The organism is Streptomyces sp. NPDC101151 (assembly GCF_044768335.1).
Lineage (GTDB): Bacteria > Actinomycetota > Actinomycetes > Streptomycetales > Streptomycetaceae > Streptomyces.
Map to the genome: position 1 here is coordinate 145660 of NZ_JBIWPP010000008.1, position 22570 is coordinate 168229.

The 22570-nt window shown below is 70.3% G+C and carries 20 protein-coding genes; 3 read left to right on the forward strand and 17 right to left on the reverse strand.

All coding sequences use genetic code 11. The annotated features are described in order from the left end of the window. The first annotated feature begins 162 nt into the window (after nt 1-162). Nucleotides 163-2328 (forward strand): ATP-binding protein, encoded by a 2166-nt coding sequence (locus tag ACIRU3_RS17705; protein WP_404057152.1) that lies wholly within the window; start codon nt 163-165, stop codon nt 2326-2328. Nucleotides 2329-2349: 21 nt separating this feature from the next. Here the strand turns inward: ACIRU3_RS17705 and rpsD are convergent, their stop codons facing one another. From rpsD to ACIRU3_RS17730, 5 genes are all read right to left on the reverse strand, one after another. Continuing rightward, nucleotides 2350-2964, reverse strand: a complete 615-nt coding sequence (gene rpsD / locus ACIRU3_RS17710) for a 30S ribosomal protein S4 (protein WP_108957064.1) — start codon at nt 2962-2964, stop codon at nt 2350-2352. 341 nt (nt 2965-3305) lie between these two features. Continuing rightward, nucleotides 3306-4661 carry a replication-associated recombination protein A gene (locus ACIRU3_RS17715; protein WP_404057153.1) on the reverse strand — a complete coding sequence of 452 codons (1356 nt, stop codon included), beginning with the start codon at nt 4659-4661 and terminating at the stop codon, nt 3306-3308. 59 nt (nt 4662-4720) lie between these two features. Beyond that, nucleotides 4721-5380, reverse strand: coding sequence for a vitamin K epoxide reductase family protein (locus ACIRU3_RS17720; protein WP_404057154.1), 660 nt, complete (start codon nt 5378-5380; stop codon nt 4721-4723). 206 nt (nt 5381-5586) lie between these two features. Continuing rightward, the gene (gene hisS, locus ACIRU3_RS17725) at nt 5587-6849 is read right to left on the reverse strand and encodes a histidine--tRNA ligase (RefSeq protein ID WP_404057155.1); all 1263 of its coding nucleotides are present in this window, start codon (nt 6847-6849) and stop codon (nt 5587-5589) included. Nucleotides 6850-6862: 13 nt separating this feature from the next. Further along, a complete protein-coding gene (locus ACIRU3_RS17730) occupies nt 6863-7570 on the reverse strand; it encodes an MBL fold metallo-hydrolase (protein ID WP_404057156.1) in 708 nt (235 codons plus the stop codon). A 180-nt stretch (nt 7571-7750) separates the two neighbouring features. Between ACIRU3_RS17730 and ACIRU3_RS17735 the strand changes: the two genes are divergently transcribed. After that, complete coding sequence (locus ACIRU3_RS17735) at nt 7751-8575, forward strand: peptidylprolyl isomerase (RefSeq protein WP_404057157.1); 825 nt, start codon at nt 7751-7753, stop codon at nt 8573-8575. Nucleotides 8576-8730: 155 nt separating this feature from the next. Further along, nucleotides 8731-9960, forward strand: coding sequence for a DUF349 domain-containing protein (locus ACIRU3_RS17740; RefSeq protein WP_404057158.1), 1230 nt, complete (start codon nt 8731-8733; stop codon nt 9958-9960). A 65-nt stretch (nt 9961-10025) separates the two neighbouring features. Here the strand turns inward: ACIRU3_RS17740 and ACIRU3_RS17745 are convergent, their stop codons facing one another. From ACIRU3_RS17745 to ACIRU3_RS17800, 12 genes are all read right to left on the reverse strand, one after another. Further along, nucleotides 10026-12539 carry a RelA/SpoT family protein gene (locus tag ACIRU3_RS17745; RefSeq protein ID WP_404057159.1) on the reverse strand — a complete coding sequence of 838 codons (2514 nt, stop codon included), beginning with the start codon at nt 12537-12539 and terminating at the stop codon, nt 10026-10028. Nucleotides 12540-12836: 297 nt separating this feature from the next. Further along, nucleotides 12837-13376, reverse strand: a complete 540-nt coding sequence (locus tag ACIRU3_RS17750) for an adenine phosphoribosyltransferase (protein WP_404057160.1) — start codon at nt 13374-13376, stop codon at nt 12837-12839. Then, on the reverse strand, nt 13373-14476 hold the full coding sequence (gene secF, locus ACIRU3_RS17755) for a protein translocase subunit SecF (RefSeq protein WP_404057161.1): 1104 nt from the start codon (nt 14474-14476) through the stop codon (nt 13373-13375). Before secF ends, ACIRU3_RS17750 begins: the two co-directional genes overlap by 4 nt. Before the next feature lie 3 nt (nt 14477-14479). Beyond that, on the reverse strand, nt 14480-16261 hold the full coding sequence (secD, locus tag ACIRU3_RS17760; RefSeq protein WP_404057162.1) for a protein translocase subunit SecD: 1782 nt from the start codon (nt 16259-16261) through the stop codon (nt 14480-14482). A gap of 141 nt (nt 16262-16402) precedes the next feature. Beyond that, nucleotides 16403-16903 carry a preprotein translocase subunit YajC gene (gene yajC, locus ACIRU3_RS17765; protein WP_404057163.1) on the reverse strand — a complete coding sequence of 167 codons (501 nt, stop codon included), beginning with the start codon at nt 16901-16903 and terminating at the stop codon, nt 16403-16405. Nucleotides 16904-17079: 176 nt separating this feature from the next. Continuing rightward, nucleotides 17080-18150: a Holliday junction branch migration DNA helicase RuvB gene (ruvB, locus tag ACIRU3_RS17770; protein ID WP_404057164.1), complete on the reverse strand. Its 1071-nt coding sequence runs from the start codon at nt 18148-18150 to the stop codon at nt 17080-17082. Nucleotides 18151-18184: 34 nt separating this feature from the next. Continuing rightward, a complete protein-coding gene (ruvA, locus tag ACIRU3_RS17775) occupies nt 18185-18790 on the reverse strand; it encodes a Holliday junction branch migration protein RuvA (protein WP_404057165.1) in 606 nt (201 codons plus the stop codon). Continuing rightward, nucleotides 18787-19326: a crossover junction endodeoxyribonuclease RuvC gene (ruvC, locus tag ACIRU3_RS17780; RefSeq protein WP_404057166.1), complete on the reverse strand. Its 540-nt coding sequence runs from the start codon at nt 19324-19326 to the stop codon at nt 18787-18789. Before ruvC ends, ruvA begins: the two co-directional genes overlap by 4 nt. Nucleotides 19327-19489: 163 nt before the next feature. Further along, nucleotides 19490-20242 carry a YebC/PmpR family DNA-binding transcriptional regulator gene (locus tag ACIRU3_RS17785; protein WP_404057167.1) on the reverse strand — a complete coding sequence of 251 codons (753 nt, stop codon included), beginning with the start codon at nt 20240-20242 and terminating at the stop codon, nt 19490-19492. Between the two features lie 49 nt (nt 20243-20291). Beyond that, nucleotides 20292-20897 carry a pyridoxal 5'-phosphate synthase glutaminase subunit PdxT gene (gene pdxT / locus ACIRU3_RS17790; protein WP_404057168.1) on the reverse strand — a complete coding sequence of 202 codons (606 nt, stop codon included), beginning with the start codon at nt 20895-20897 and terminating at the stop codon, nt 20292-20294. Nucleotides 20898-20910: 13 nt separating this feature from the next. Continuing rightward, nucleotides 20911-21816 carry a pyridoxal 5'-phosphate synthase lyase subunit PdxS gene (gene pdxS / locus ACIRU3_RS17795; RefSeq protein ID WP_404057169.1) on the reverse strand — a complete coding sequence of 302 codons (906 nt, stop codon included), beginning with the start codon at nt 21814-21816 and terminating at the stop codon, nt 20911-20913. A 124-nt stretch (nt 21817-21940) separates the two neighbouring features. Beyond that, entirely contained in the window at nt 21941-22483 is a 543-nt protein-coding gene (locus ACIRU3_RS17800; protein ID WP_404057170.1) for a hypothetical protein, read from the reverse strand. Between the last annotated feature and the right edge of the window lie 87 nt (nt 22484-22570).

Genomic DNA, 22570 nt, shown 5'->3' on the forward strand with positions numbered 1-22570 from the left:
TGTGCGCACCCGCTCCCTGAAACGTGCCTGAGCATCGAAAAAGTCGTGGACCGAGCCTATCGCGCCGGGGGTGGCGCTCCGTACCGGATTACGGTCGGCGGACGGCGGAGTCGCGGGAAGCGATTGTACGGAATGAACACGGTTCAGTACGCTCCGTGTCCCATGCGAGGTCCTCAGCGCCCCGGCCCCTCCACGGACGGCAATCTGCCCCTTGAACTCACCGCATTCGTCGGGCGCTCGGCAGAACTCGCCGCGCTGGCCCAGGCGATGGAGACGGCCCGGCTGGTCACCGTGACCGGAGTCGGCGGCGTCGGCAAGTCCCGCCTGGCGGCGCGGGCGGCGGCGCGGGCGGCGCCTCGCGACGGCGTGTGGCGGGTGGAGCTGGCGCCGGTCCGGGATCCGCAGTTCGTGGAGTACGCGGTCGTGGAGGCGCTGGGGCTGACCGACCACACCACCCGGCTGCCGGCCGAGACACTGCTCGGCCATCTCGCCGGCCGTCACCTCCTGCTGGTGCTGGACGGGTTCGAGCATCTGGTGGAGGCCTGTGCCGAGCTGGTGGCGGAGCTGCTGCGCAAGCTGCCGGGGCTGCGCGTGCTGGCCGTGGGCCGGCGTCCGCTGGGGCTGGCGGGCGAGCGGCTCCACCCGCTGGCCCCGCTGGGCGAGGACGAGGCGGTGGAGCTGTTCGCGGACCGGGCGCGGCAGCACGGGCTTGAGGTGGGCGACGGCTCGGTGGTGCGGGAGCTGTGCGGCCGGCTCGAGGGGATCCCGCTGGCTCTGGAGCTGGCCGCGGGGCGGCTGCGGGCCCTGTCACCGGGCCAGCTGCTGCAGCGCCTCGACGACCGGTTCCGGCTGCTGACCGGCGGCGGCCGGGACGCCCTGCCCCGCCATCAGACGCTGCGTACGGCGATCGGCTGGAGCCATGAGCTGTGCACGCCCGCCGAGCGGCTGCTGTGGGCACGACTCTCGGTGTTCGCGCAGACCTTCGACCTGGAGGCGGCCGAGTACGTGTGCAGTGGGGACGGGCTGCCTGCCGAGGACGTCCTGGAGGTGCTCGCGGAGCTGCTCGGCCAGTCGGTCCTCTCCCGCGAGGAGACCCCGTCCGGCCCCCGCTACCGGATGCTGGACACGGTCCGGGCCTACGGCGCCGACTGGCTTGAGGCCACCGGGGACGCACCACGGCTGCGCCGGCGGCACCGCGACTGGTACCTGGGCCTGGCGACCTGGTGCGAGCTGGACTGGTTCTCGCCCAGGCAGCGCGAGGTGGCCACACGGGTGGAGGCCGAGCTGCCGAACCTGCGGGCCGCGCTGGAGTTCTGTCTGACCGAGCCGGACGAGGCGCATCTCGGCCAGTACCTGGCGGGTTCGCTGTGGTTCTGCTGGGCGGGCTGCGGGCGGCTGTCGGAGGGGCGCCGCTGGCTGGAGCGCAGCGTCGAGCTGGACTCGGAGTACGAGCAGTCCCGGCTGAAGGCGCTGTGGGTGCTCGGCTATGTGGCGATCCTGCAGGGCGACACCGTGCCGGCGCTGGCCGCGCTGCGGGAGTGCCGGGAGCAGGCGGAGCGGGTCGCGGATCCCACGGCGGTGGCGTACGCGGAGCACCGCACCGGCTGTCTGGCCCTGGTCACGGATGACATGGCGCGCGCAGAAACGCTGCTGCGGTCGGCGCTGGACCGCTACCAGGAGATCGGCGAGCTGAACAGCAACGTCCTGATGGGCCAGGTGGAGCTGGCGATGACGCGGGCCTTCCAGGGGGACCTGGCGGAAGCGGTGCGGCTGTGCGAGGACGTGCGCCGGGTGTGCGAGGACCACGGCGAGCGGTGGGCCCGGTCGTACGCGCTGTACGTGCTGGCGTACGCGGCCTGGCGGGACGGCGATCCGGTCGGTGCGCGGGAGCTGCTCGCGGACTGTCTTGACAACGCGCACGCCTTCCACGATCTGCTCGGCTCGGTGCTGTCGCTGGAGCTGCTGGCCCTGGTGACGGCGGCCCAGGGCGACCCGGCCGAGGCGGCGGTGCTCCAGGGCGCCGCGAGCCGGCTGTGGCCGTCGGTGGGGCTGCCGCTGTTCGGCTCGGCCTACTTCAACGCCCCGCACGAGCTGTGCGAGGCGACGGCCAGGCAGGCCCTGGGCGACGAGCGGTACGCGGAGTGCGTGCGCGAGGGGGCGCGGCTGGACCGGGAGGCGGCCGTGGCCCGGGCACTCGGACACAGCGGGGTACGGCCGCTGCATGGGCTGCCGGCCCCGCGCGGGCCGGTGTCGCACACTCTTGGGGGCTCCGGGAAACGCGAACCCGCCGCCTCGCCCACCCGGAAGGGCGGGGAGACGGCGGGCTGAGGTGCTACGCCGGGGCTGGGGTCAGCGGGCGTAGTACTCGACGACGAGCTGCTCGTCGCAGATCACCGGGATCTCCTTGCGGTTCGGCTCGCGGTCCAGGCGGAACGCCAGGGCCTTGAGGTTCACCTGCAGGTAGCGCGGGGTCTCGCCGTCGGGGGCGAAGCCACCCTCACGGGCGACCTGGAAGAGCGTCTTGTCCTTGGAGCGGTCGCGGACCTGCACGACGTCGTCCGGACGGACACGGAAGGACGGCTTGTCGACCTTCTGGCCGTTGACCTGGATGTGGCCGTGGACGACCATCTGGCGGGCCTGGTAGATCGTGCGGGCGATGCCCGAACGCAGGACCAGCGCGTCGAGACGGCGCTCGAGCTCGATGATCAGGGCCTCACCGGTCTTGCCCTGGACCTTGGAGGCACGCTCGTAGGCGCGGACGAGCTGGCGCTCGGACACGTCGTACTGCGCGCGCAGACGCTGCTTCTCCAGCAGACGGACCTTGTAGTCCGAGTTCTGCTTGCGGCCGCGGCCGTGCTCACCCGGCGGGTAGGGGCGGGCCTCGAAGTACTTGACGGCCTTCGGGGTCAGCGCGATGCCGAGGGCACGCGACTTCTTGACCTTGGGGCGGGACTGGTTCGCCATGAACCAAACACCTCATATTTCTTATGCGAATACGGCTTCACCAGGGTTAGGGGAGGTCGCATCCGCAGCCGGGGAAACCCGCCTGTCCTTTCGGACGGGCCGGGCAGCCGCTCCCTGGTCTGGGCACATACGTGCAGCACGCGAGTGGCCCACCGGCCGGTCCCGGAACTCCGGGTGGTGGTGGGCTGCCCGCGACACCGTTCGACGGTGCGCGACGCTCCTGGATCCCCTGGGGCCTCGCGGCCCCGGGGTTCCGACTGGATGTCCCGCTCTGGTGCGCCGACACCTCTTCCAAGGGGCCGGACACGGGACTCAGCACTTCGGGGCAGTCTACAGGGTGCTCACGAGCGCTTGCGACCGAGGTGCTTGCGGGTCCATTCGGCGGCGTCCGCGTAGCGCGCCTCGGCGCCGTGCCGGGTCGGTGTGTAGTACTCGCGGTCCTTGAGGGCGTCCGGGGCGTACTGCTGCTGGGCGATGCCCTCGGGCAGGTCGTGCGGGTACACGTACCCCTGCGCGTGGCCGAGTTTGGCCGCGCCCTTGTAGTGCCCGTCCCGCAGATGCGGCGGGACGGACCCGGCCAGGCCCTTGCGTACGTCCTCCATCGCGGCGCCGATCGCGGTGGTCGCGGAGTTGGACTTGGGGGCGAGCGCGAGGGCGATGGTGGCGTGGCTGAGGGTGAGGGCGGCCTCGGGGAAGCCGATCATGGCGACGGCCTGAGCGGCGGCGACCGCGATGGGCAGCGCGTTCGGGTCGGCGAGGCCGATGTCCTCGCTGGCGGAGATCATCAGGCGGCGGGCGATGAAGCGGGGGTCCTCGCCGGCCTCGATCATGCGGGCCAGGTAGTGCAGGGCGGCGTCGACGTCGGAGCCGCGGATGGACTTGATCAGGGCGCTGGCGACGTCGTAGTGCTGGTCGCCGTCGCGGTCGTACGTCACCGCTGCCCGGTCGACGGTCTGCTCCAGGGTCTGGAGGCTGATCTCCGGCTCGCCCTGGTCGAGGGCGGCTCCGGCGGCCGCTTCCAGGGCGGTCAGGGCCCGTCGGGCGTCGCCGCCGGCGATGCGCAGGAGGTGGTCCTCGGTGTCCTCGGGGAGGGCGACGGCGCCCTTGAGGCCGCGCTCGTCGCCGAGCGCCCGCTTCAGGAGTCCCCGGATGTCGTCGTCGGTGAGAGGTTCGAGGGTGAGGAGGAGGGACCGGGACAGCAGCGGGGAGATGACCGAGAAGTAGGGGTTCTCCGTGGTCGCCGCGATCAGGGTCACCCAGCGGTTCTCGACCGCGGGGAGCAGCGAGTCCTGCTGGGCCTTGCTGAAGCGGTGGATCTCGTCCAGGAAGAGGACGGTCTCCTTGCCGAAGCCGCCGGTGGCGCGGCGGGCGCCGTCGATGACCGCGCGGACCTCCTTGACGCCCGCGGTGATCGCGGACAGTTCCACGAACCGCTTGTCGGTGGCCTTGGAGACGACGTAGGCGAGCGTCGTCTTGCCGGTGCCGGGCGGGCCCCAGAGGATCACCGAGGAGGGTCCGGCGGGGCCGCCGTTGCCCTCGCCGACCAGTCGGCGCAGCGGGGAGCCGGGCTTGAGCAGATGCTGCTGGCCCACGACCTCGTCGAGTGTGCGCGGACGCATCCGCACCGCCAGGGGGCTGCCTGCCGGGTCCTTCTCCTGGCGTTCTTCCGCTGCGGCGGTGAAGAGGTCGGGTTCCACGCTGAAACCCTAAATCACGGCACTGACAACCCGGTCCGGGCGGTCGGCGGCGCGGGCCGTCAGCCGGTCCAGAAGTCCCACCAGCGGGTCAGCACCAGCATGCCGATGATCCCGACGTGCAGGACCGGCACCACCCAGGTGAACTCGCCGAAGAAGGACTTCAGCCAGCGCGGGGAGGGCAGGAAGTCGTTGCGTACGTTGAACGAGGTGACGTACCAGAACATGATGATCGTGGCGACCCAGGCCAGCGAGCACCACAGGCACAGCGCGTTGATCCGGTACAGCGACTGGAACTGCAGCCAGGTGCAGAAGGCGACGCCGAAGAGGGTGCCGAAGTTGAAGGTCAGCCAGTACCAGCGCGGAAAGCGGGCACGGGCGAGCAGGCTCATGCCGACGCAGATGACGATGCCGTAGCAGACCAGGCCGAGCATCGGGTTGGGGAAGCCGAAGGCGGCCGCCTGCTTGCTCTCCATGACGCTGCCGCAGGAGACCACCGGGTTGAGGCTGCACCCGGGGGTGAAGGTCTTGCCCTCGACCTTGGCTTCCAGCAGTTTGAACTTGTCGATCGTGATGACCCAGGCGGCGAGCAGCCCGGCCGCGCCGGTGATCACCAGCAGCAGGGCGAAGGCCCGGCTGCCGCCCACCGCGCGAGGTGCGTCGGCGGCGGCACGCTCGGGCCCGGGCTCCGTGGAGACGTCCTTGACTGTCGTCTTGCTCATCACGCCGATTCCGTCACTTGAGAGTTGGACCATCTTCGGGTTGGGGTCATTGTGCCGCACGCGCACGGGTCTTCACCGTTCGCTCCGTATAAGGATGTACGTACGGCGGGTACCGCCTGTTCGGTTCCGGACAGCATCCGCCCCGGTCCATGACAAAGGCGCCGGACGCCCCCTGGGGGCATCCGGCGCCACGCGCGCGTGTGCGGCTAGCCGAGGCGCGACTCCAGCTCGGCCACGATCTCGTTCACGCCGACCGCCGTCTGCTCGCCGGACTCCATGTCCTTGAGCTGGACGACGCCCTCGGCGAGGTCGCGCTCGCCGGCGACGATCGCGTACCGGGCCCCGCTGCGGTTGGCGTTCTTCATGGCGCCCTTCAGGCCCTTGCCGCCGTACGAGAAGTCCGCCGCGATGCCGCCCCTGCGCAGCTCGGTGACCTTCGCGAAGAGGACCCTGCGGGCCTCCTCGCCGAGCGGGACCGCATAGACGCTGGTCGAGGACGGGATGTCCAGCTCCACGCCCTCGGCCTCCAGGGCGAGGACCGTGCGGTCGACACCGAGGGCCCAGCCCACCGAGGGAAGCGCGGGGCCGCCGATCATCTCGGACAGACCGTCGTAGCGGCCGCCGCCGCCGACGGCGGACTGGGAGCCCAGACCGTCGTGCACGAACTCGAAGGTGGTGCGGGTGTAGTAGTCCAGGCCGCGGACCAGCTTCGGGTCGTCCTCGAAGGCCACGCCCGCCGCGGTGATCAGCTCGCGGACCTCCTCGTGGTACGCCTTGCAGGCGTCGCACAGGTAGTCGCGCAGCAGCGGCGCCCCCGTCAGCTGCTTCTGGACCGACTCGCGCTTGTCGTCGAGGACGCGCAGCGGGTTGATCTCCGCCCGGCGGAGGGTGTCCTCGTCCAGGTCGAGGCCGCCCAGGAAGTCCTGCAGCGCGGCCCGGTAGACCGGACGGCACTCCCTGTCGCCCAGGCTGTTGAGCAGGACGCGGAAGTCGCTCAGGCCGAGGGAGCGGTACGCCTGGTCGGCGAGGATGATGAGTTCGGCGTCCAGTGCCGGGTCCTCGGCGCCGATCGCCTCGGCGCCGACCTGGGAGAAGTGGCGGTAGCGGCCCGCCTGCGGATTCTCGTAGCGGTAGTACGAGCCCGAGTACCAGAGCTTGACGGGCAGGTTGCCCTGGCGGTGCAGGTTGGCCTCCAGCGCGGCGCGCAGCACGGAGGCCGTGCCCTCGGGACGCAGGGCCAGCTTGTCGCCGCCCTTGGTCTCGAAGGCGTACATCTCCTTGGTGACGATGTCGGTGGACTCGCCGACGCCGCGCGCGAACAGCTCCACGTTCTCGAAGCCGGGCGTCTCGACATAGCCGTAGCCGGAGTTGCGCAGCGGGGTCGCGATCGCCTCGCGCACCGCGAGGAACTTCGCGGAACGGGGCGGAATCAGGTCGTAGGTGCCCTTGGGGGCCTGGAAGGTACTCACGGAAGCTCTCTCGTCACATTCCTCGTCGGGGAGCCCGGAAAGCTCCCTGGCCGGCCGCCACCTGCCGCAGATAGGGGTTGGTGGCGCGCTCCTGGCCGATGGTCGTCTGGGGGCCGTGGCCGGACAGCACCACGGTGGAATCCTCGAGCGGCAGGCACACGCGGCCCAGCGAGTCGAGCATGTCCTCCATGGAGCCACCGGGCAGATCGGTGCGTCCGACGGAGCCGGCGAACAGCAGATCCCCGGAGAAGAAGACCGAGGGAATGTCCGCGGTCTCGGGCATCTGGAAGGTCACCGACCCCCTGGTATGGCCCGGCGCGTGCGCGACGGAGAATTCCAGCCCGGCCAGCTCCAGCGCGGCGCCGTCGGTCAGCTCCTTGACGTCGTCCGGCTCCCCCACGGTCAGCTCGCCCATCAGCGGCATGCCGATGGAGCGGCCGAGCGCCTTCTCGGGGTCGCTCATCATGTACCGGTCCTCCGGGTGGATCCAGGCCGGTACGTCGTGCGCGCCGCACACGGGGACGACCGAGGCCACGTGGTCGATGTGGCCATGGGTCAGGACGACGGCGACGGGCTTGAGCCGATGCTTCTTCAGCGCTTCCTCGACTCCTTGGGCGGCCTGGTGGCCCGGGTCGATGATCACGCACTCCTCACCGGCGGCGGGGGCGACGAGATAACAGTTCGTCCCCCAGGCCCCGGCGGGGAACCCGGCAATGAGCACGATCGTCCTTCGTTGTGTCGATACGGGAGGGCTTACGGACGGGCAGCCCGTGGGTCCAGAGCCTACCGGCGCTGCCGTTTCCTCAGCGAACCCATATACGGTACGGGGCTACACGCAGCTGTCGGCTCACAGGACGCACGCGTACCGGTCGACACACGACACGCATGAGGAGAAAACCCGGTGGTCAGCCAGGAGCAGCGGCGGCGTCAGCTCGCCCGGGAGAAGTTCTTGCGGCAGCAGCAGCGGCGCACCAGCGCGCGGCGCAAGTCACGCATGCGCAACTCCGTGATCGCGTCGGTCCTCGGCGTGGTCGTGATCGGCAGCATCGCGCTGTACACGACCGGGGTGCTGAAGAACGACGACGGCAAGAAGACCAACGCGAGCGCCGACGTCACGCCGAGCGCCACGCCGCCCAGCAAGGCGCCGGACCCGTGCCAGAAGCCGGCCGCGGGCTCGATCAAGAAGCAGAGCTGGAAGAAGGAGCCGGCGATGACGATCGACACGTCGGCGAAGTACGCGATGAAGCTCGCGACGACCTGCGGTGACATCGACATCGCGCTGAAGACGTCGGCGGCCCCGCACACGGTGAACTCGTTCGACTTCCTTGCGGGCAAGGGCTTCTTCGACCACACCAAGTGCCACCGTCTGACCACGAACGGCATCTACGTGCTGCAGTGCGGCGACCCGACGGGCGCCGGCAGCGGCGGGCCGGGCTACACGATCCCGGACGAGAACCTGAAGGACACGAGCCTGAAGGGCAACAAGTACCCGGCGGGCACGGTGGCGATGGCCAACACCGGCCAGAAGCACACCGGCGGCAGCCAGTTCTTCCTCGTCTTCAAGGACAGCCCGTTGCCGCCCAGTTACACCCCGTTCGGCACGATCGACGCGGCCGGCCTGAAGGTGCTGAACAAGATCGCGGCCGCGGGCGAGAACACGGGTGCCGGCGACGGCGCCCCGAACGCGACGGTCGTGATCAACAAGGCGACGGTCGCGAAGTCCTGACGCCGTAGCGATGCTCAAGACCGTCAGCTGCGGAATTTCGGCCGCGCTGGATGCGGACAGGCAACCCGCTGGTCGCCTATGTTGGCGGTGACGAAACTGTGGACGATGCCCGGGGGTGCTGAGGCCCCCCGCAGGCATCATGTGGAGGAGGCGCTGTGAGCAGCGACCCGTGGGGCCGCGTCGACGAGACGGGGACCGTGTACGTGCGTACGGCCGACGGCGAGCAGGTCGTCGGTTCCTGGGCGGCCGGCTCCCCTGAGGAGGCGCTGGCCTACTTCGAGCGCAAGTACGAGGGCCTGGTTGTCGAGATCGGCCTCCTCGAGAAGCGAGTTCAGACCACCGACCTGTCGGCGAAGGACGCCCAGACCGCCATCGACCACCTGCGCGAGCAGGTGGACGCGCACCACGCGGTCGGCGACCTGGCCGTGCTGCGGACCCGCCTCGACAAGCTGGTGGAGACGGTCGCGGCCCGGCGGGAGGAGCGCAAGGCCCAGCGGGCCAAGCAGTCCGACGAGGCCCGCAAGGCCAAGGAGGACCTGGTCGCCGAGGCGGAGCAGCTGGCGCAGTCCGACCAGTGGCGGGCGGCCGGTGAGCGGCTGCGGGCGCTGGTGGACACCTGGAAGGGGCTGCCGCGTCTGGACCGCAAGTCCGACGACGAGCTGTGGCACCGCTTCTCGCACGCCCGGTCGGCGTTCTCCAAGCGCCGCAAGGCCCACTTCGCGCAGCTGGACGCGCAGCGCGAGGACGCCCGCAAGATCAAGGAGCGGCTGGTCGGCGAGGCCGAGGCACTGTCCGGCTCCACGGACTGGGGTCCGACGGCGGCGCGCTATCGCGAGCTGATGTCCGAGTGGAAGGCCGCGGGCCGCGCCCAGCGCGAGCACGAGGACGACCTGTGGAACCGCTTCCGCGGCGCGCAGGACGTGTTCTTCGCCGCCCGCAGCTCGGTCTTCGCCGAGCGGGACGCCGAGCAGTCGGAGAACCTCAAGCTCAAGGAGGAGCTGGCCGAGGAGGCCGAGAAGCTCCTTCCGATCGGGGAGCTGAAGGGCGCCCGGGCCGCGTTCCGCTCGATCAACGAGCGCTGGGAGGCCATCGGCCACGTCCCGCGGGACGCGCGGCCGAAGGTCGAGGGCCGGATGCACGCGGTCGAGCGGGCCATCCAGGAGGCCGAGGAGGCCGAGTGGCGCCGGACGAACCCGGAGGCACGCGCGCGTGCCGAGGGTCTGACCGGTCAGCTGCAGGCCGCCGTGGACAAGCTGCGGGCGCAGATCGAGCAGGCGCGCACCCAGGGCAACAACGCCAAGGCCGACAAGCTGGAGCGTGAGCTGGAGGGCCGCCAGGCGCTCCTGGACCAGGCTCTGAAGGGGCTGCAGGAGTTCGGCGGCTGATTTCCCTGTCTTGCACGCGTAAGGGCCCCGTACTGGCGTACGGGGCCCTTACGCGTAGGTGCGTCCTACGACCGGCTGCGCGCCGAGGTCACGCGGTAGACGTCGTACACGCCCTCCACGCCTCGCACGGCCTTCAGGACGTGGCCGAGATGCTTCGGGTCGCCCATCTCGAAGGTGAAGCGGGAGGTGGCCACCCGGTCGCGGGACGTCTGGACGGCCGCGGAGAGGATGTTGACGTGCTGGTCGGACAGGACGCGGGTGACGTCCGACAGCAGACGGGAGCGGTCCAGGGCCTCGACCTGGATGGCGACCAGGAAGACCGACGACTGGGTGGGCGCCCACTCGACGTCGAGGATGCGCTCCGGCTCGCGGGACAGTGACTCCACGTTGACGCAGTCGCTGCGGTGAACCGATACGCCGCTGCCCCGCGTGACGAAGCCGATGATCGGATCGCCGGGGACGGGCGTACAGCAGCGGGCCAGCTTGACCCACACGTCGTCGACGCCCTTGACGACGACTCCCGGGTCGGCACTGGAGCGGCGCTTGCGGCCGCGCGTACGGGTCGGCGGTACCGCCTCGTCGATCTCCTCGGTGGCCGCCTCCTCGCCGCCGAGCGCCTGGACCAGCTTCTGCACGATGTTCTGCGCGGAGACATGGCCCTCGCCGATCGCCGCGTAGAGCGCGGAGATGTCCGAGTAGCGCATCTCGTGCGCGAGCGTGACCAGGGAGTCGCCGGTGAGGATGCGCTGGATCGGCAGGTTCTGCTTGCGCATGGCGCGGACGATGGCGTCCTTGCCCTGCTCGATCGCCTCGTCGCGGCGCTCCTTGGAGAACCAGGCCCGGATCTTGTTCCGGGCGCGCGGCGACTTGACGAAGCCGAGCCAGTCGCGCGACGGACCCGCACCGGGCGCCTTGGAGGTGAAGACCTCCACCAGGTCCCCGTTGTCCAGAGTGGATTCGAGCGGTACGAGTCTGCCGTTGACCCGCGCTCCTATGGTGCGGTGGCCGACCTCGGTGTGGACGGCGTACGCGAAGTCGACGGGGGTGGCGCCGGCCGGGAGCGCGATGACATCGCCCTTGGGCGTGAAGACGAAGACCTCGTTGCGGGAGAGGTCGAAGCGCAGGGACTCCAGGAACTCGCTGGGGTCCTCGGTCTCCTTCTGCCAGTCCAGCAACTGCCGCAGCCACGCCATGTCGTTGATGGCGTCCTTGTCCTTGCCGGACGCCTTGGGCACGTCCGTGCGGACCTTGGAGGCGCCGGCGACGGCCTCCTGCTTGTACTTCCAGTGCGCCGCGATGCCGTACTCCGCGCGCCGGTGCATGTCGAAGGTGCGGATCTGCAGTTCGACGGGCTTGCCGTTGGGCCCGATGACCGTCGTGTGCAGCGACTGGTACATGTTGAACTTGGGCATCGCGATGTAGTCCTTGAACCGGCCGGGGACCGGGTTCCATCGCGCGTGAACGGTGCCGAGGGCGGCGTAGCAGTCGCGCACGGTGTCGACGAGGACGCGAATGCCCACCAGGTCGTAGATCTCCGCGAAGTCGCGACCGCGGACGATCATCTTCTGGTAGACGCTGTAGTAGTGCTTCGGGCGCCCGGTGACGGTCGCCTTGATCCGGGCGGCGCGGAGGTCGCTCTGGACCTCGTCGGTCACTATGGCGAGGTACTCGTCCCGCTTGGGTGCCCGCTCGGCGACGAGCCGCACGATCTCGTCGTACATCTTGGGGTAGAGGATCGCGAACGCGAGGTCCTCCAGCTCCCACTTGATGGTGTTCATGCCCAGGCGGTGGGCGAGCGGCGCGTAGATCTCCAGCGTCTCGCGCGCCTTCTTCTCCTGCTTCTCGCGCTTGAGATAGCGCATGGTGCGCATGTTGTGCAGGCGGTCGGCGAGCTTGATGACGAGGACGCGCGGGTCCTTCGCCATCGCGACGACCATCTTGCGCACGGTCTCGGCCTGCGCGGCCTCGCCGAACTTGACCTTGTCCAGCTTGGTGACGCCGTCCACGAGCAGGGCGACGACGTCGCCGAAGTCGCGGCGCAGGTCGTCCAGGCCGTACTCGGTGTCCTCGACGGTGTCGTGCAGCAGCCCCGCCATGAGGGTGGCCGGATCCATGCCCAGCTCGGCGAGGATGGTGGTGACGGCGAGCGGATGCGTGATGTACGGATCGCCGCTCTTGCGCTTCTGCCCCCGGTGCCAGCGCTCGGCCACCTGGTAGGCACGCTCGATCTGCCGGAGCGTCGCGTTCTCGATCTTCGGGTCGTTGCTGCGGACTATCCGCAGCAGCGGCTCCAGCACGGGGTTGTACGGGTTCGCGCGCTGGACGCCGAGACGGGCCAGGCGGGCGCGGACGCGGTTGGAGGAACCGGTGCGGGCGGGCTGTCCAGCGGCGGAGCGCACAGGCGGGGCCGGTTTGGGACGCGTGACCTCGGCAGCCTTCTCGACGGGCGCGGACTGGGCGTGCTCGACCTTCCCGCGGCTGTCGTTCTTCGCGGACGACACGCTCGGCGCGGGCTTGGCCGCGGGTGCCGAGGCGGGCTCGGGCTTGGCGGCGGTGAGTGGCTGGGCCTCGTCTGGCAAGAGGACTCCTCGTGCGCGATCCGGGTCCCCCGGTCAGGCTCCGGAAACCCCATGGTAGCGATCCTGCGCCTAGTCATCGCCTTCAGGCGGGATGTGAGGACCGTCTACCGGTGAAACACGAGTGACGGTCCGGGGATTCCGGGGGGCGTCACCCGGGTGTTCCGGGGGTGACCGACGGGTGTCGAACGGGGTGGGCCACAGAGGGGCACTCACGGACGTCGAACCGGCAGGGGTGGCGGATGGGAACGCGAAACGGCCGCCCCGGCAAACGCCGGGACGGCCGCCTCGGTGCCGTACTCAGATCTGGAGAAGTGCTTCCAGCGGCGCCCCGTCCAGGGCCGGCTCCAGACGGGCGCGGCCGTCCAGGAAGCCCAGCTCCATGAGGACGGCGAGGCCGGAGACCTCGGCGCCCGCCCGGTGGATCAGCTGGATCGCGGCCTCGGCGGTGCCACCCGTGGCGAGGACGTCGTCCACGATCAGCACACGGTCACCGGAGGACAGGTCCTCCGCGTGCACCTCGATCTCTGCCGAGCCGTACTCCAGGTCGTACGCCTGCCGCAGCGTCGCCCCCGGCAGCTTGCCCGCCTTGCGGACCGGGATGAACCCGAGGCCCGCGCGGACCGCGACCGGGGCGCCCAGGATGAAGCCCCGGGCCTCCAGTCCGACGACCTTGGTCGCACGGGTGTTCGCGGCGATCTCGGCCAGCGCGTCGGTCAGGGCCGTGAACGCCGCCGGGTCCGCGAGCAGCGGGGTGATGTCCTTGAACATCACGCCCGGCTCCGGGTAGTCGGCCACATCACGGATGCGGCTGAGCAGCAGCTCCTCGATGCCGGTCATCGGCGCTTCCCGGAGGGCCGGCCACGCCCGCGGCCGCGGGACGCGGTCTGGTTGCGCGGACCCACCACGGCGGGAGCGTCGTCCTCGGGCTCGTTGCCGGCGCGCGCGCCCGTGAGATCCTCCCCGGTGGCGGCCTGGGCCCGCTTGGCCAGGACCCGCTTCCTGAGCGCCTTCATGGCCGGCTCGCGCTCCTTGAGGTCGGCGACGAGCGGCGTGGCGATGAAGATCGAGGAGTACGCACCGGCCGCGAGGCCGACGAACAGCGACAGCGAGATGTCGTTCAGCGTGCCGGCCCCGAGGAAGCCGCCACCGATGAACAGCAGGCCCGCCACCGGCAGCAGGGCCACCACGGTGGTGTTGATGGAACGGACCAGCGTGCCGTTGATCGACCGGTTGGCGATGTCGCTGTACGTCCAGCGGGTCTGCTTGGTGATGTCCTTCGTCTGCTCCTTGAGGCTGTCGAAGACGACGACCGTGTCGTAGAGCGAGTAACCGAGGATGGTCAGCAGACCGATGACCGTACCGGGCGTGACCTCGAAGCCCACGAGGGCGTAGATACCGGTCGTGATGGTGATGTCGTGGATCAGCGCGACGAGTGCCGCTACGGCCATGCGCCACTCGAAGGCGATCGCCAGATAGATCACCACGAGCACCATGAAGATGGCCAGGCCCTCCCAGGCCTTGTTGGCGATCTGCTCGCCCCAGCTCGGGCCGACCAGGTCGGCGGCCAGCTTCTCCGGGTTGAGGTTCAGGTCCTTGGCCAGGGTCTGCTTGATCTGGTCGGACTTGTCGGTGTCGATGCCGGCGATCTGGATGCGCAGGCTGCCGTTGCCGAGCTTCTGGACGATCGCCTCGTGGCCGGAGGCCTCGTGCGCGTACTCCTCCGCCTTCGCCACCGACGTGCTCATGTGCGTCGGCGTGGTGAAGACCGCTCCGCCCTGGAACTCGATGCCCATGTTCAGGCCGCGCACCGCCAGGCCGAGGATCGCGGTGATGGTGATCAGGATCGAGATGCCGTACCAGACCTTGCGGTGCCCCACGAAGTCGTAGCTGATCTCACCGCGGTGCAGTCGGGCGCCGAGGCTGCCGAGTTTCGACATCGCTCACGCTTCCTTCGGGTCGGCAGGGCCGGCGGCAGGACCGGCGGGACGGCGGGTTCGGCGCAGCGGCGGCTTGGCACCCAGGCTCTTCGGGTCGAGACCGGACCACTTGTGGCCGTCCGCGAAGAACTTGCGGCGGGCGAGCAGCGTCATGAGCGGCTTGGTGAAGAAGAACACGACGACCACGTCGAGCACGGTGGTCAGACCGAGCGTGAACGCGAAGCCCTGCACCTTGCCGACGGTCACGATGAACAGCACGGCGGCGGCGAGGAACGACACGAAGTCGGAGACCAGGATGGTGCGCCGGGCGCGCGGCCAGGCCCGCTCGACGGCGGGACGCAGCGAGCGCCCCTCACGGATCTCGTCCCGGATGCGTTCGAAGTACACGATGAACGAGTCCGCGGTGATACCGATGGCGACGATGGCACCACAGACGGCCGGGAGGTTCAGCGCGAAGCCGATGGCCGGGCCGAGCAGCGACATGATCACGTAGGTGAGGATGCCGGAGATCAGCAGGGAGGCCATCGCGACGACCGACAGGCCCCGGTAGTAGAACACCAGGTAGAGCACGACGAGCGCGAGGCCGATCGCGCCGGCGAGCAGACCGGCGCGCAGCTGCTCACCGCCGAGCGCGGCGGTCACCGTGGTGACGGTGTCCTCCTTGAAGGACAGCGGCAGCGCACCGTACGACAGCATGTTGGCGAGGCTCTGCGCCTCCTGCTGGGTGAAGCTGCCGGAGATCTCCGCCTGGCCGCCGGTGATGGCCGTGTTCACGAACGGGCTGGAGACGACCTCGCCGTCGAGGACGATGCCGAACTGGTTCTGCGGGGACTGCTTCTTGGCCAGCTCGCCGGTGATGTCGCCGAACTTCTTCGACCCGCTGGAGTTGAACTTCATCTGGACCTGCCACCCGGAGGCACCCTGGGTGTCGAAGACCGCAGCGGCCTTCGTGACCTCGGTGCCGTCCACGGCGGCGGGGCCGAGCAGGTACTTGTACCAGACCTTGTTGATCTCACCGCAGGCCACGGTGATCTCGCCGGGCTTGGCGCTCTTGCCGGCGTTGGCCCGCTGGGCGGGCTTGGAGCAGTCCAGGGCGGCGTACTGGGCCTGGAGCTTGCCGGCGTCGGCACTGCCGCCGGAGGAGGCGGACGGGCTCGGGGAGGACTTGGAGCTCGCGGAGGCGGAGGACGACGGCGTGCTGTCGGCCTTCAGGGCGTCGGTGACCGCGCGGCCCTGCGAGGTGGCGGAGGCCGTCGGGGTCGGGGAGCCGGAGGAGGACGAGGACGAGGACGCCTTCTCGTCGGAGGAGGCGCTGCTCGACGGGCTCGGCGAGCCGCTGCCGGTGGAGGAAGCGCTCGGCGAGGGACTCTGCGGTGCGGCGCCGCTGGGCTCGCTGGCGAGGACCGGGCGGAAGTACAGCTTGGCGGTGGTGCCGACCTGCTGCTGGGCCTCCTTGGAGTTGGTGCCCTTGGGGATGTTCACGATGATGTGATCGGCCCCCTGGGTCTGCACCTCCGCCTCGGAGACGCCCAGGCCGTTGACGCGGCGGTTCATGATGTCGACCGCGGTGTCCATGTTCGCCTTGTTGATCGCGGACCCCTGGTCGGCCTTCGCCTTGAGCGTGATGCTCGTACCACCGGCGAGGTCGATGCCGAGACGCGGAGTGGTGTGCCCGGAGGCGAACATCCCTCCGGTGAGCGCCACGATGGCGATCAGGATGAAGGCCAGCGAGCGCCCTGGCTTGCTCTGGGCGCTCGCGCTCCGGCCCTTCTTAGGTGCTGCCACCTTCTCGTACTCCCTCTCGGGCCGCCCCGCGCCCGGTCGGCGCGGTCGGCCATGACATGGTGTCGGGCTCCCGTGCGGAAAACAGACGCGCCCGGAGGGCACGGGGCGCGATCAGGCCGCGCCGCGCACCCCGGGACGTGACTACTTCGCGTCGGTGTCGCCGTCGGTCTTCTTCGGCTCTTCGTCCGCCTTGGCCTCGGCGGCGTCGGCCGCGTCGTCCTTGTCCTCGGCGGCGTCCTTCTTACCAAGGTCGACGGCCTTGTCGTCGGAGGCGGCGGCAGCGGCGTCGGACTCGTCGGTCTCGGTGAGGGAGGAGGCGTCGTCCGGGACGATGCCGGCGTCGGACTTCAGGTCGTGCTCGACGCCGTGGACGATCCGGTTGTACTCGTCATCGGAGAGGACGGCGCCGATGGCGTTCTTGGCGAAGAGAAGGTCGATGCCCGGTCCGGCGTCGAGGAGGACGGTGTCCTCGTTGACCTCCTTGACCGTCGCATACATTCCCCCGATGGTGCGGACACCCGAGCCGGGCTGAACGTCGTTCCGCATGTTGGCGGCCTGCTGCTGCTTCTTCTTGGCCGAGCGCGTCATCAGGAACATGGCCGCGATGAGCACGATGAAGGGGAGAAGGGTAAAGGCATTCACGGGACGGAATTTCCTTCGCGCGACCGCGCGGTGAGCGGCCTGTTGGATGGGGGTTGGTCGGCGCCGCCCGCATGGGCGGCATCGGCGGAGTCTAAGCGAGTCCGCGTGCATGGAACAACGCTCAGCATGGCACCTGGGTTCCTGACCCGGCCAATGTCCTCGCCGTCACGAAGTCATCACGCCCCGAACAGGTCCTGTTGTCCGTTTCCCGCAGCCTGCGAGTGCGGCGGGGTCAGGCCGAGATGCGCCCATGCCGCCGGCGTCGCGACCCGGCCGCGCGGGGTGCGGGCGAGCAGGCCCTCCCGCACGAGGAACGGTTCGGCCACCTCCTCGACCGTTTCGCGCTCCTCCCCCACCGCGACCGCCAGGGTGGACAGGCCCACGGGGCCGCCGCCGAACAGCTTGAGCAGCGCCTGCAGGACGGCCCGGTCGAGGCGGTCGAGACCGCGCGCGTCGACTTCGTAGACGGCGAGGGCGGCCGCGGCGATCTCGCGGGTGATCAGGCCGTCGGCCTTGACCTGCGCATAGTCGCGCACACGGCGCAGCAGCCGGTTGGCGATGCGGGGCGTGCCGCGGGAGCGGCCTGCGATCTCGGTGGCGCCGTCGCGGTCGATCTCGACGTCGAGCAGGCTCGCCGAGCGGTGCACGACCCGCTCCAGCTCGGCGGGCTCGTAGAACTCCATGTGCCCGGTGAAGCCGAAACGGTCGCGCAGCGGGGGCGGCAGCAGGCCCGCGCGCGTGGTGGCGCCGACCAGGGTGAACGGGGGCAGCTCCAGCGGGATGGCGGTGGCGCCGGGGCCCTTGCCGACGATGACGTCGACGCGGAAGTCCTCCATGGCCATGTACAGCATCTCCTCGGCGGGCCGGGACATGCGGTGGATCTCGTCCAGGAAAAGGACCTCGCCCTCCTGGAGGGAGGAGAGGATCGCGGCGAGGTCGCCGGCGTGCTGGATGGCGGGGCCCGAGGTGATGCGGATGGGGGCGCCCATCTCGGCCGCGATGATCATCGACAAGGTCGTCTTGCCCAGGCCGGGCGCGCCCGAGAGCAGCACATGGTCGGCGGTGGCCCCACGCGCGCGTGCGGCGCGCAGGACGAGGTCGAGCTGCTCGCGGACCTTCTCCTGGCCGATGAACTCGCCGAGGTCCTTGGGGCGCAGGGCGGCCTCGACGGCCTGGTCCTCCCGGTCGGCGGACGCGCCGACGAGCCGCTCCTCGGCGGAGGTGTCGGTCGTGTCGTCCCAGTTCACGAAGTTCTCCTAGCTGGGGTGGCGCGGCGGCTGGTCAGCGGGCGCGGTTCAGGGTCTGCAGGGCGGCCTTCAGCAGCGGGCCCACCTGCGGTGTGCCGCCGGCGGCCTCGGCCTGGGGGGTCACGACGGCCACGGCCTCGTCGGCCTCGCGGGTGGCGTAGCCGAGGCCGATGAGGGCCGCGTGCAGCTGGTCGCGCCAGCCCTGGGAGACCGGGGCGCCCACCGTGGGGGCGCCGACGGGTGCGCCGAGCCGGTCCTTCAGATCCAGCAGCAGCTTCTGCGCACCCTTCTTGCCGATGCCGGGTACGGCCGTGAGGGCCTTCTCGTCACCCGTGGCGACGGCGCGGCGCAGCGCGTCCGGCGAGTGCACGGCGAGCATCGCCTGGGCCAGGCGCGGACCGACCCCGCTCGCGGTCTGCAGCAGCTCGAAGACCTGGCGCTCGTCGTCCTCGGCGAAGCCGTACAGGGTCAGCGAGTCCTCGCGCACCACCAGGGAGGTGGCGAGCTTCGTCTGGCGGCCCATGCGCAGGCCGGAGAGCGTGTTCGGGGTGCACTGGACGGCGATGCCGATGCCGCCCACCTCGACCACCGCGGAGTCGGGGGCGAGCGCGGCGACCGGGCCGCTGACGAACGCGATCATGCCGTACGGCCTTTCGTTGCGTGGACTGTGTGCCGGGCGACGGCCTGCTGGAGCCGGTTCTGGGCGGGGGCGCGCCAGATGTGGCAGATGGCGAGCGCGAGGGCGTCGGCGGCATCGGCGGGCCTGGGCGGTGCGCTGAGCCGCAGCAGGCGGGTGACCATGGCTCCGACCTGGGCCTTGTCGGCACGGCCGCTGCCGGTGACGGCTGCCTTGACCTCGCTGGGGGTGTGCAGGGCGACCGGGATGCCGCGCCGGGCGGCGCACAGCATGGCGACGGCGCTGGCCTGGGCGGTGCCCATGACGGTGCGCACGTTGTGCTGGCTGAAGACGCGCTCGACGGCGACGAACTCGGGCCGGTGCTCGTCCAGCCACTGCTCGATGCCCTCCTCGACGGCGAGCAGCCGGTGGCTGAGTTCGGCGTCCGCGGGCGTGCGTACGACACCGACGCCGAGCATGGTGAGCGGCCGGCCCGCGACGCCCTCGACCACGCCGACACCGCACCGCGTCAGCCCGGGGTCCACCCCCAGTACGCGCACGCGCGCCCCCTTCCTTCGACCTCCCCCAGCCAGGGCCGGGCGGAATCCCCAGTTCGTGCAGGCTATCGGGTGCCACCGACAACGCATCGCACCAACGCCCGGCAACGCGACGGGCCGACGGGACGTGTCCCGTCGGCCCGGTCAGCCGTGCAGAGCGGCGGCGTTACGCGTCGACCTTCTCCATGACCTCGTCGCTGACGTCGAAGTTGGCGAAGACGTTCTGCACGTCGTCGCTGTCCTCGAGCGCGTCGATCAGCTTGAAGATCTTCTTGGCGCCGTCCTCGTCCAGCTCGACCTGCATGGTCGGGACGAAGTTGGCCTCGGCGGAGTCGTAGTCGATCCCCGCGTCCTGGAGAGCGGTGCGGACGGCGACCATGTCGGTGGCCTCGCTGAGCACCTCGAAGGACTCACCGAGGTCGTTGACCTCCTCGGCACCCGCGTCCAGGACGGCACTCAGGACGTCGTCCTCGGTCAGCTCGCCCTTGGGGACGATGACGACGCCCTTGCGGTTGAAGAGGTACGACACCGAGCCGGGGTCGGCCATGTTGCCGCCGTTGCGGGTCATGGCGACGCGGACGTCGGAGGCGGCGCGGTTGCGGTTGTCGGTGAGGCACTCGATGAGCACCGCGACACCGTTCGGGCCGTAACCCTCGTACATGATCGTCTCGTAGTCGGCGCCGCCGGCCTCGAGACCGCCGCCGCGCTTGACCGCGGAGTCGATGTTCTTGTTGGGGACGGACTGCTTCTTGGCCTTCTGGATGGCGTCGTAGAGCGTCGGGTTCCCGTCGATGTCGACGCCGCCCATACGCGCCGCGACCTCGATGTTCTTGATCAACTTCGCGAAGAGTTTGCCGCGCTTGGCGTCGATCACGGCCTTCTTGTGCTTCGTCGTAGCCCATTTAGAGTGGCCGGACATCTGCCTGTCTCCTTCGCGTAACCCATCTCTGCAACGAACTCCAGAGATCCTACAAGGACTCCGGTGTCCGGTTGGCGCGCACGATGTCGACGAACAGAGCGTGCACGCGGTGGTCCCCGGTCAGTTCCGGGTGGAACGACGTGGCCAGCGCGTTGCCCTGGCGGACCGCGACGATGTGGCCGTCGTGCTCGGCGAGCACCTCGGCCTCGGCTCCGACGGACTCGACCCACGGGGCGCGGATGAAGACGCCCTCTACAGGATCGCCCTCGACTCCCTTGACGTCGACCGCTGCCTCGAACGACTCGTTCTGCCGTCCGAAGGCGTTGCGGCGCACGATCATGTCGATACCGCCGATGGTCTCCTGGCCCGAACGCGGGTCGAGGATCTTGTCGGCGAGCATGATCATGCCGGCGCAGGTGCCGTAGACGGGCATGCCGTCGTGCACGCGCGTGCGCAGCGGCTCCATCACTCCGAAGAGGACGGCCAGCTTGGAGATGGTGGTGGACTCGCCGCCGGGTATGACGAGGCCGTCGACCTCGGCGAGTTCCTCGGGGCGCCGCACCGGCCTGGCCACGGCGTCCGCCGCGGCCAGGGCGATGAGGTGCTCCCGTACGTCGCCCTGGAGGGCCAGGACGCCAATGACGGGGGTGCTCATGTGTACCGGTGCCTTACCAGCCGCGGTTGGCGTAGCGCTCGGTCTCGGGGAGGGTGTCGCAGTTGATGCCGACCATGGCCTCGCCCAGGTCGCGGGACGCGTCCGCGATGATCTTCGGGTCGTCGTAGAAGGTGGTGGCCTTCACGATGGCGGCGGCGCGCTTGGCCGGGTCACCGGACTTGAAGATGCCGGAGCCCACGAACACACCCTCGGCGCCGAGCTGACGCATCAGGGCGGCGTCGGCCGGGGTGGCGACGCCACCGGCGGAGAAGAGGACCACCGGGAGCTTGCCCAGCTCGGCGACCTCCTTGACCAGCTCGTACGGGGCACGCAGCTCCTTGGCGGCGGCGTACAGCTCGTTGTTGTCGTAGCCGCGCAGGCGGGCGATCTCGTTCTTGATCTGGCGCAGGTGGCGGACGGCCTCGACGACATTGCCGGTGCCGGCCTCGCCCTTGGAACGGATCATGGCCGCGCCCTCGGCGATGCGGCGCAGGGCCTCACCGAGGTTGGTGGCACCGCAGACGAAGGGCGTGGTGAAGGCCCACTTGTCGGAGTGGTTGACCTCGTCGGCCGGGGTGAGGACCTCGGACTCGTCGATGTAGTCCACGCCGAGGGACTGCAGGACCTGGGCCTCGACGAAGTGGCCGATGCGGGACTTGGCCATGACCGGGATGGAGACGGCACTGATGATGCCCTCGATCATGTCCGGGTCGGACATGCGGGCCACGCCGCCGTCCTTGCGGATGTCGGCCGGGACCCGCTCGAGGGCCATGACCGCGACGGCGCCCGCGTCCTCGGCGATCTTCGCCTGCTCCGGGGTGACGACGTCCATGATCACGCCGCCCTTGAGCTGCTCGGCCATGCCGCGCTTCACGCGGGCGGTGCCGGTCTCGGGAGCCTGGTTCTCGATGGTGGACACGGGTGACCTCACTGAAGTGAAAGAGGGTTTCTACTCCAGAGAGGAAACGCGAGTGGACCAGGCCACAGCAAGGGCCAATGGCAGGCCGGTGGATCCTTTTGGCCTGGCGGGGGCAGCGCCGGGCTCAGGCCATCCGGTCCACCAGGGCCGCGGGCGGCTCGTCGTCCATCTCGAAGGCCAGCGGGAAGGGGGCGTGGCCGGCCAGCCGGAACCAGCGCACCTTGCGGTGCTCCCGGAGCCTGCGGGCGGCGCCCACGGCGTCGTTGAGGAAGCGGCGGGCCATGGGGACCCGGCGCACGGCCTCGGCCAGCTCCAGGGCCGCCGCCTCGCCGCCCGGAGCCTCCCGTACGGCCTCGACCTGCTGCGGGTCCTCGAACACCGCCCGCAGGGCCTGGCTCAGCTCGCTCTCGGCCACCTCCCGCTGCTCCTCCTCGGCCTGCCGGGCGGCGTGCGCGGCCTCGTAGAGCACGATCGAGGCGGCGGGATCCAGCACGCCCGAGGTCGCCAGTTCCTGCGTCACGGAGGCCCGGCGCAGCAGTTGGGCGTCCAGCGCGGCCCGTGCGGCGTCCATCCGCACATGCAGCCGGTCCAGCCGCCCGGCCGTCCAGCTCAGGTACAGGCCGACGGCGACGAGCGCGACAAGGATCCAGATGAGGGTTGCGGTCACGGGCGAAGGCTATCGGGGTGCCGCAGCCGGCTCGGCAGCCGTCGGCGTCCCGCGCCGGCCGGCTCCACGGTGCTCGGACCGGCCGCA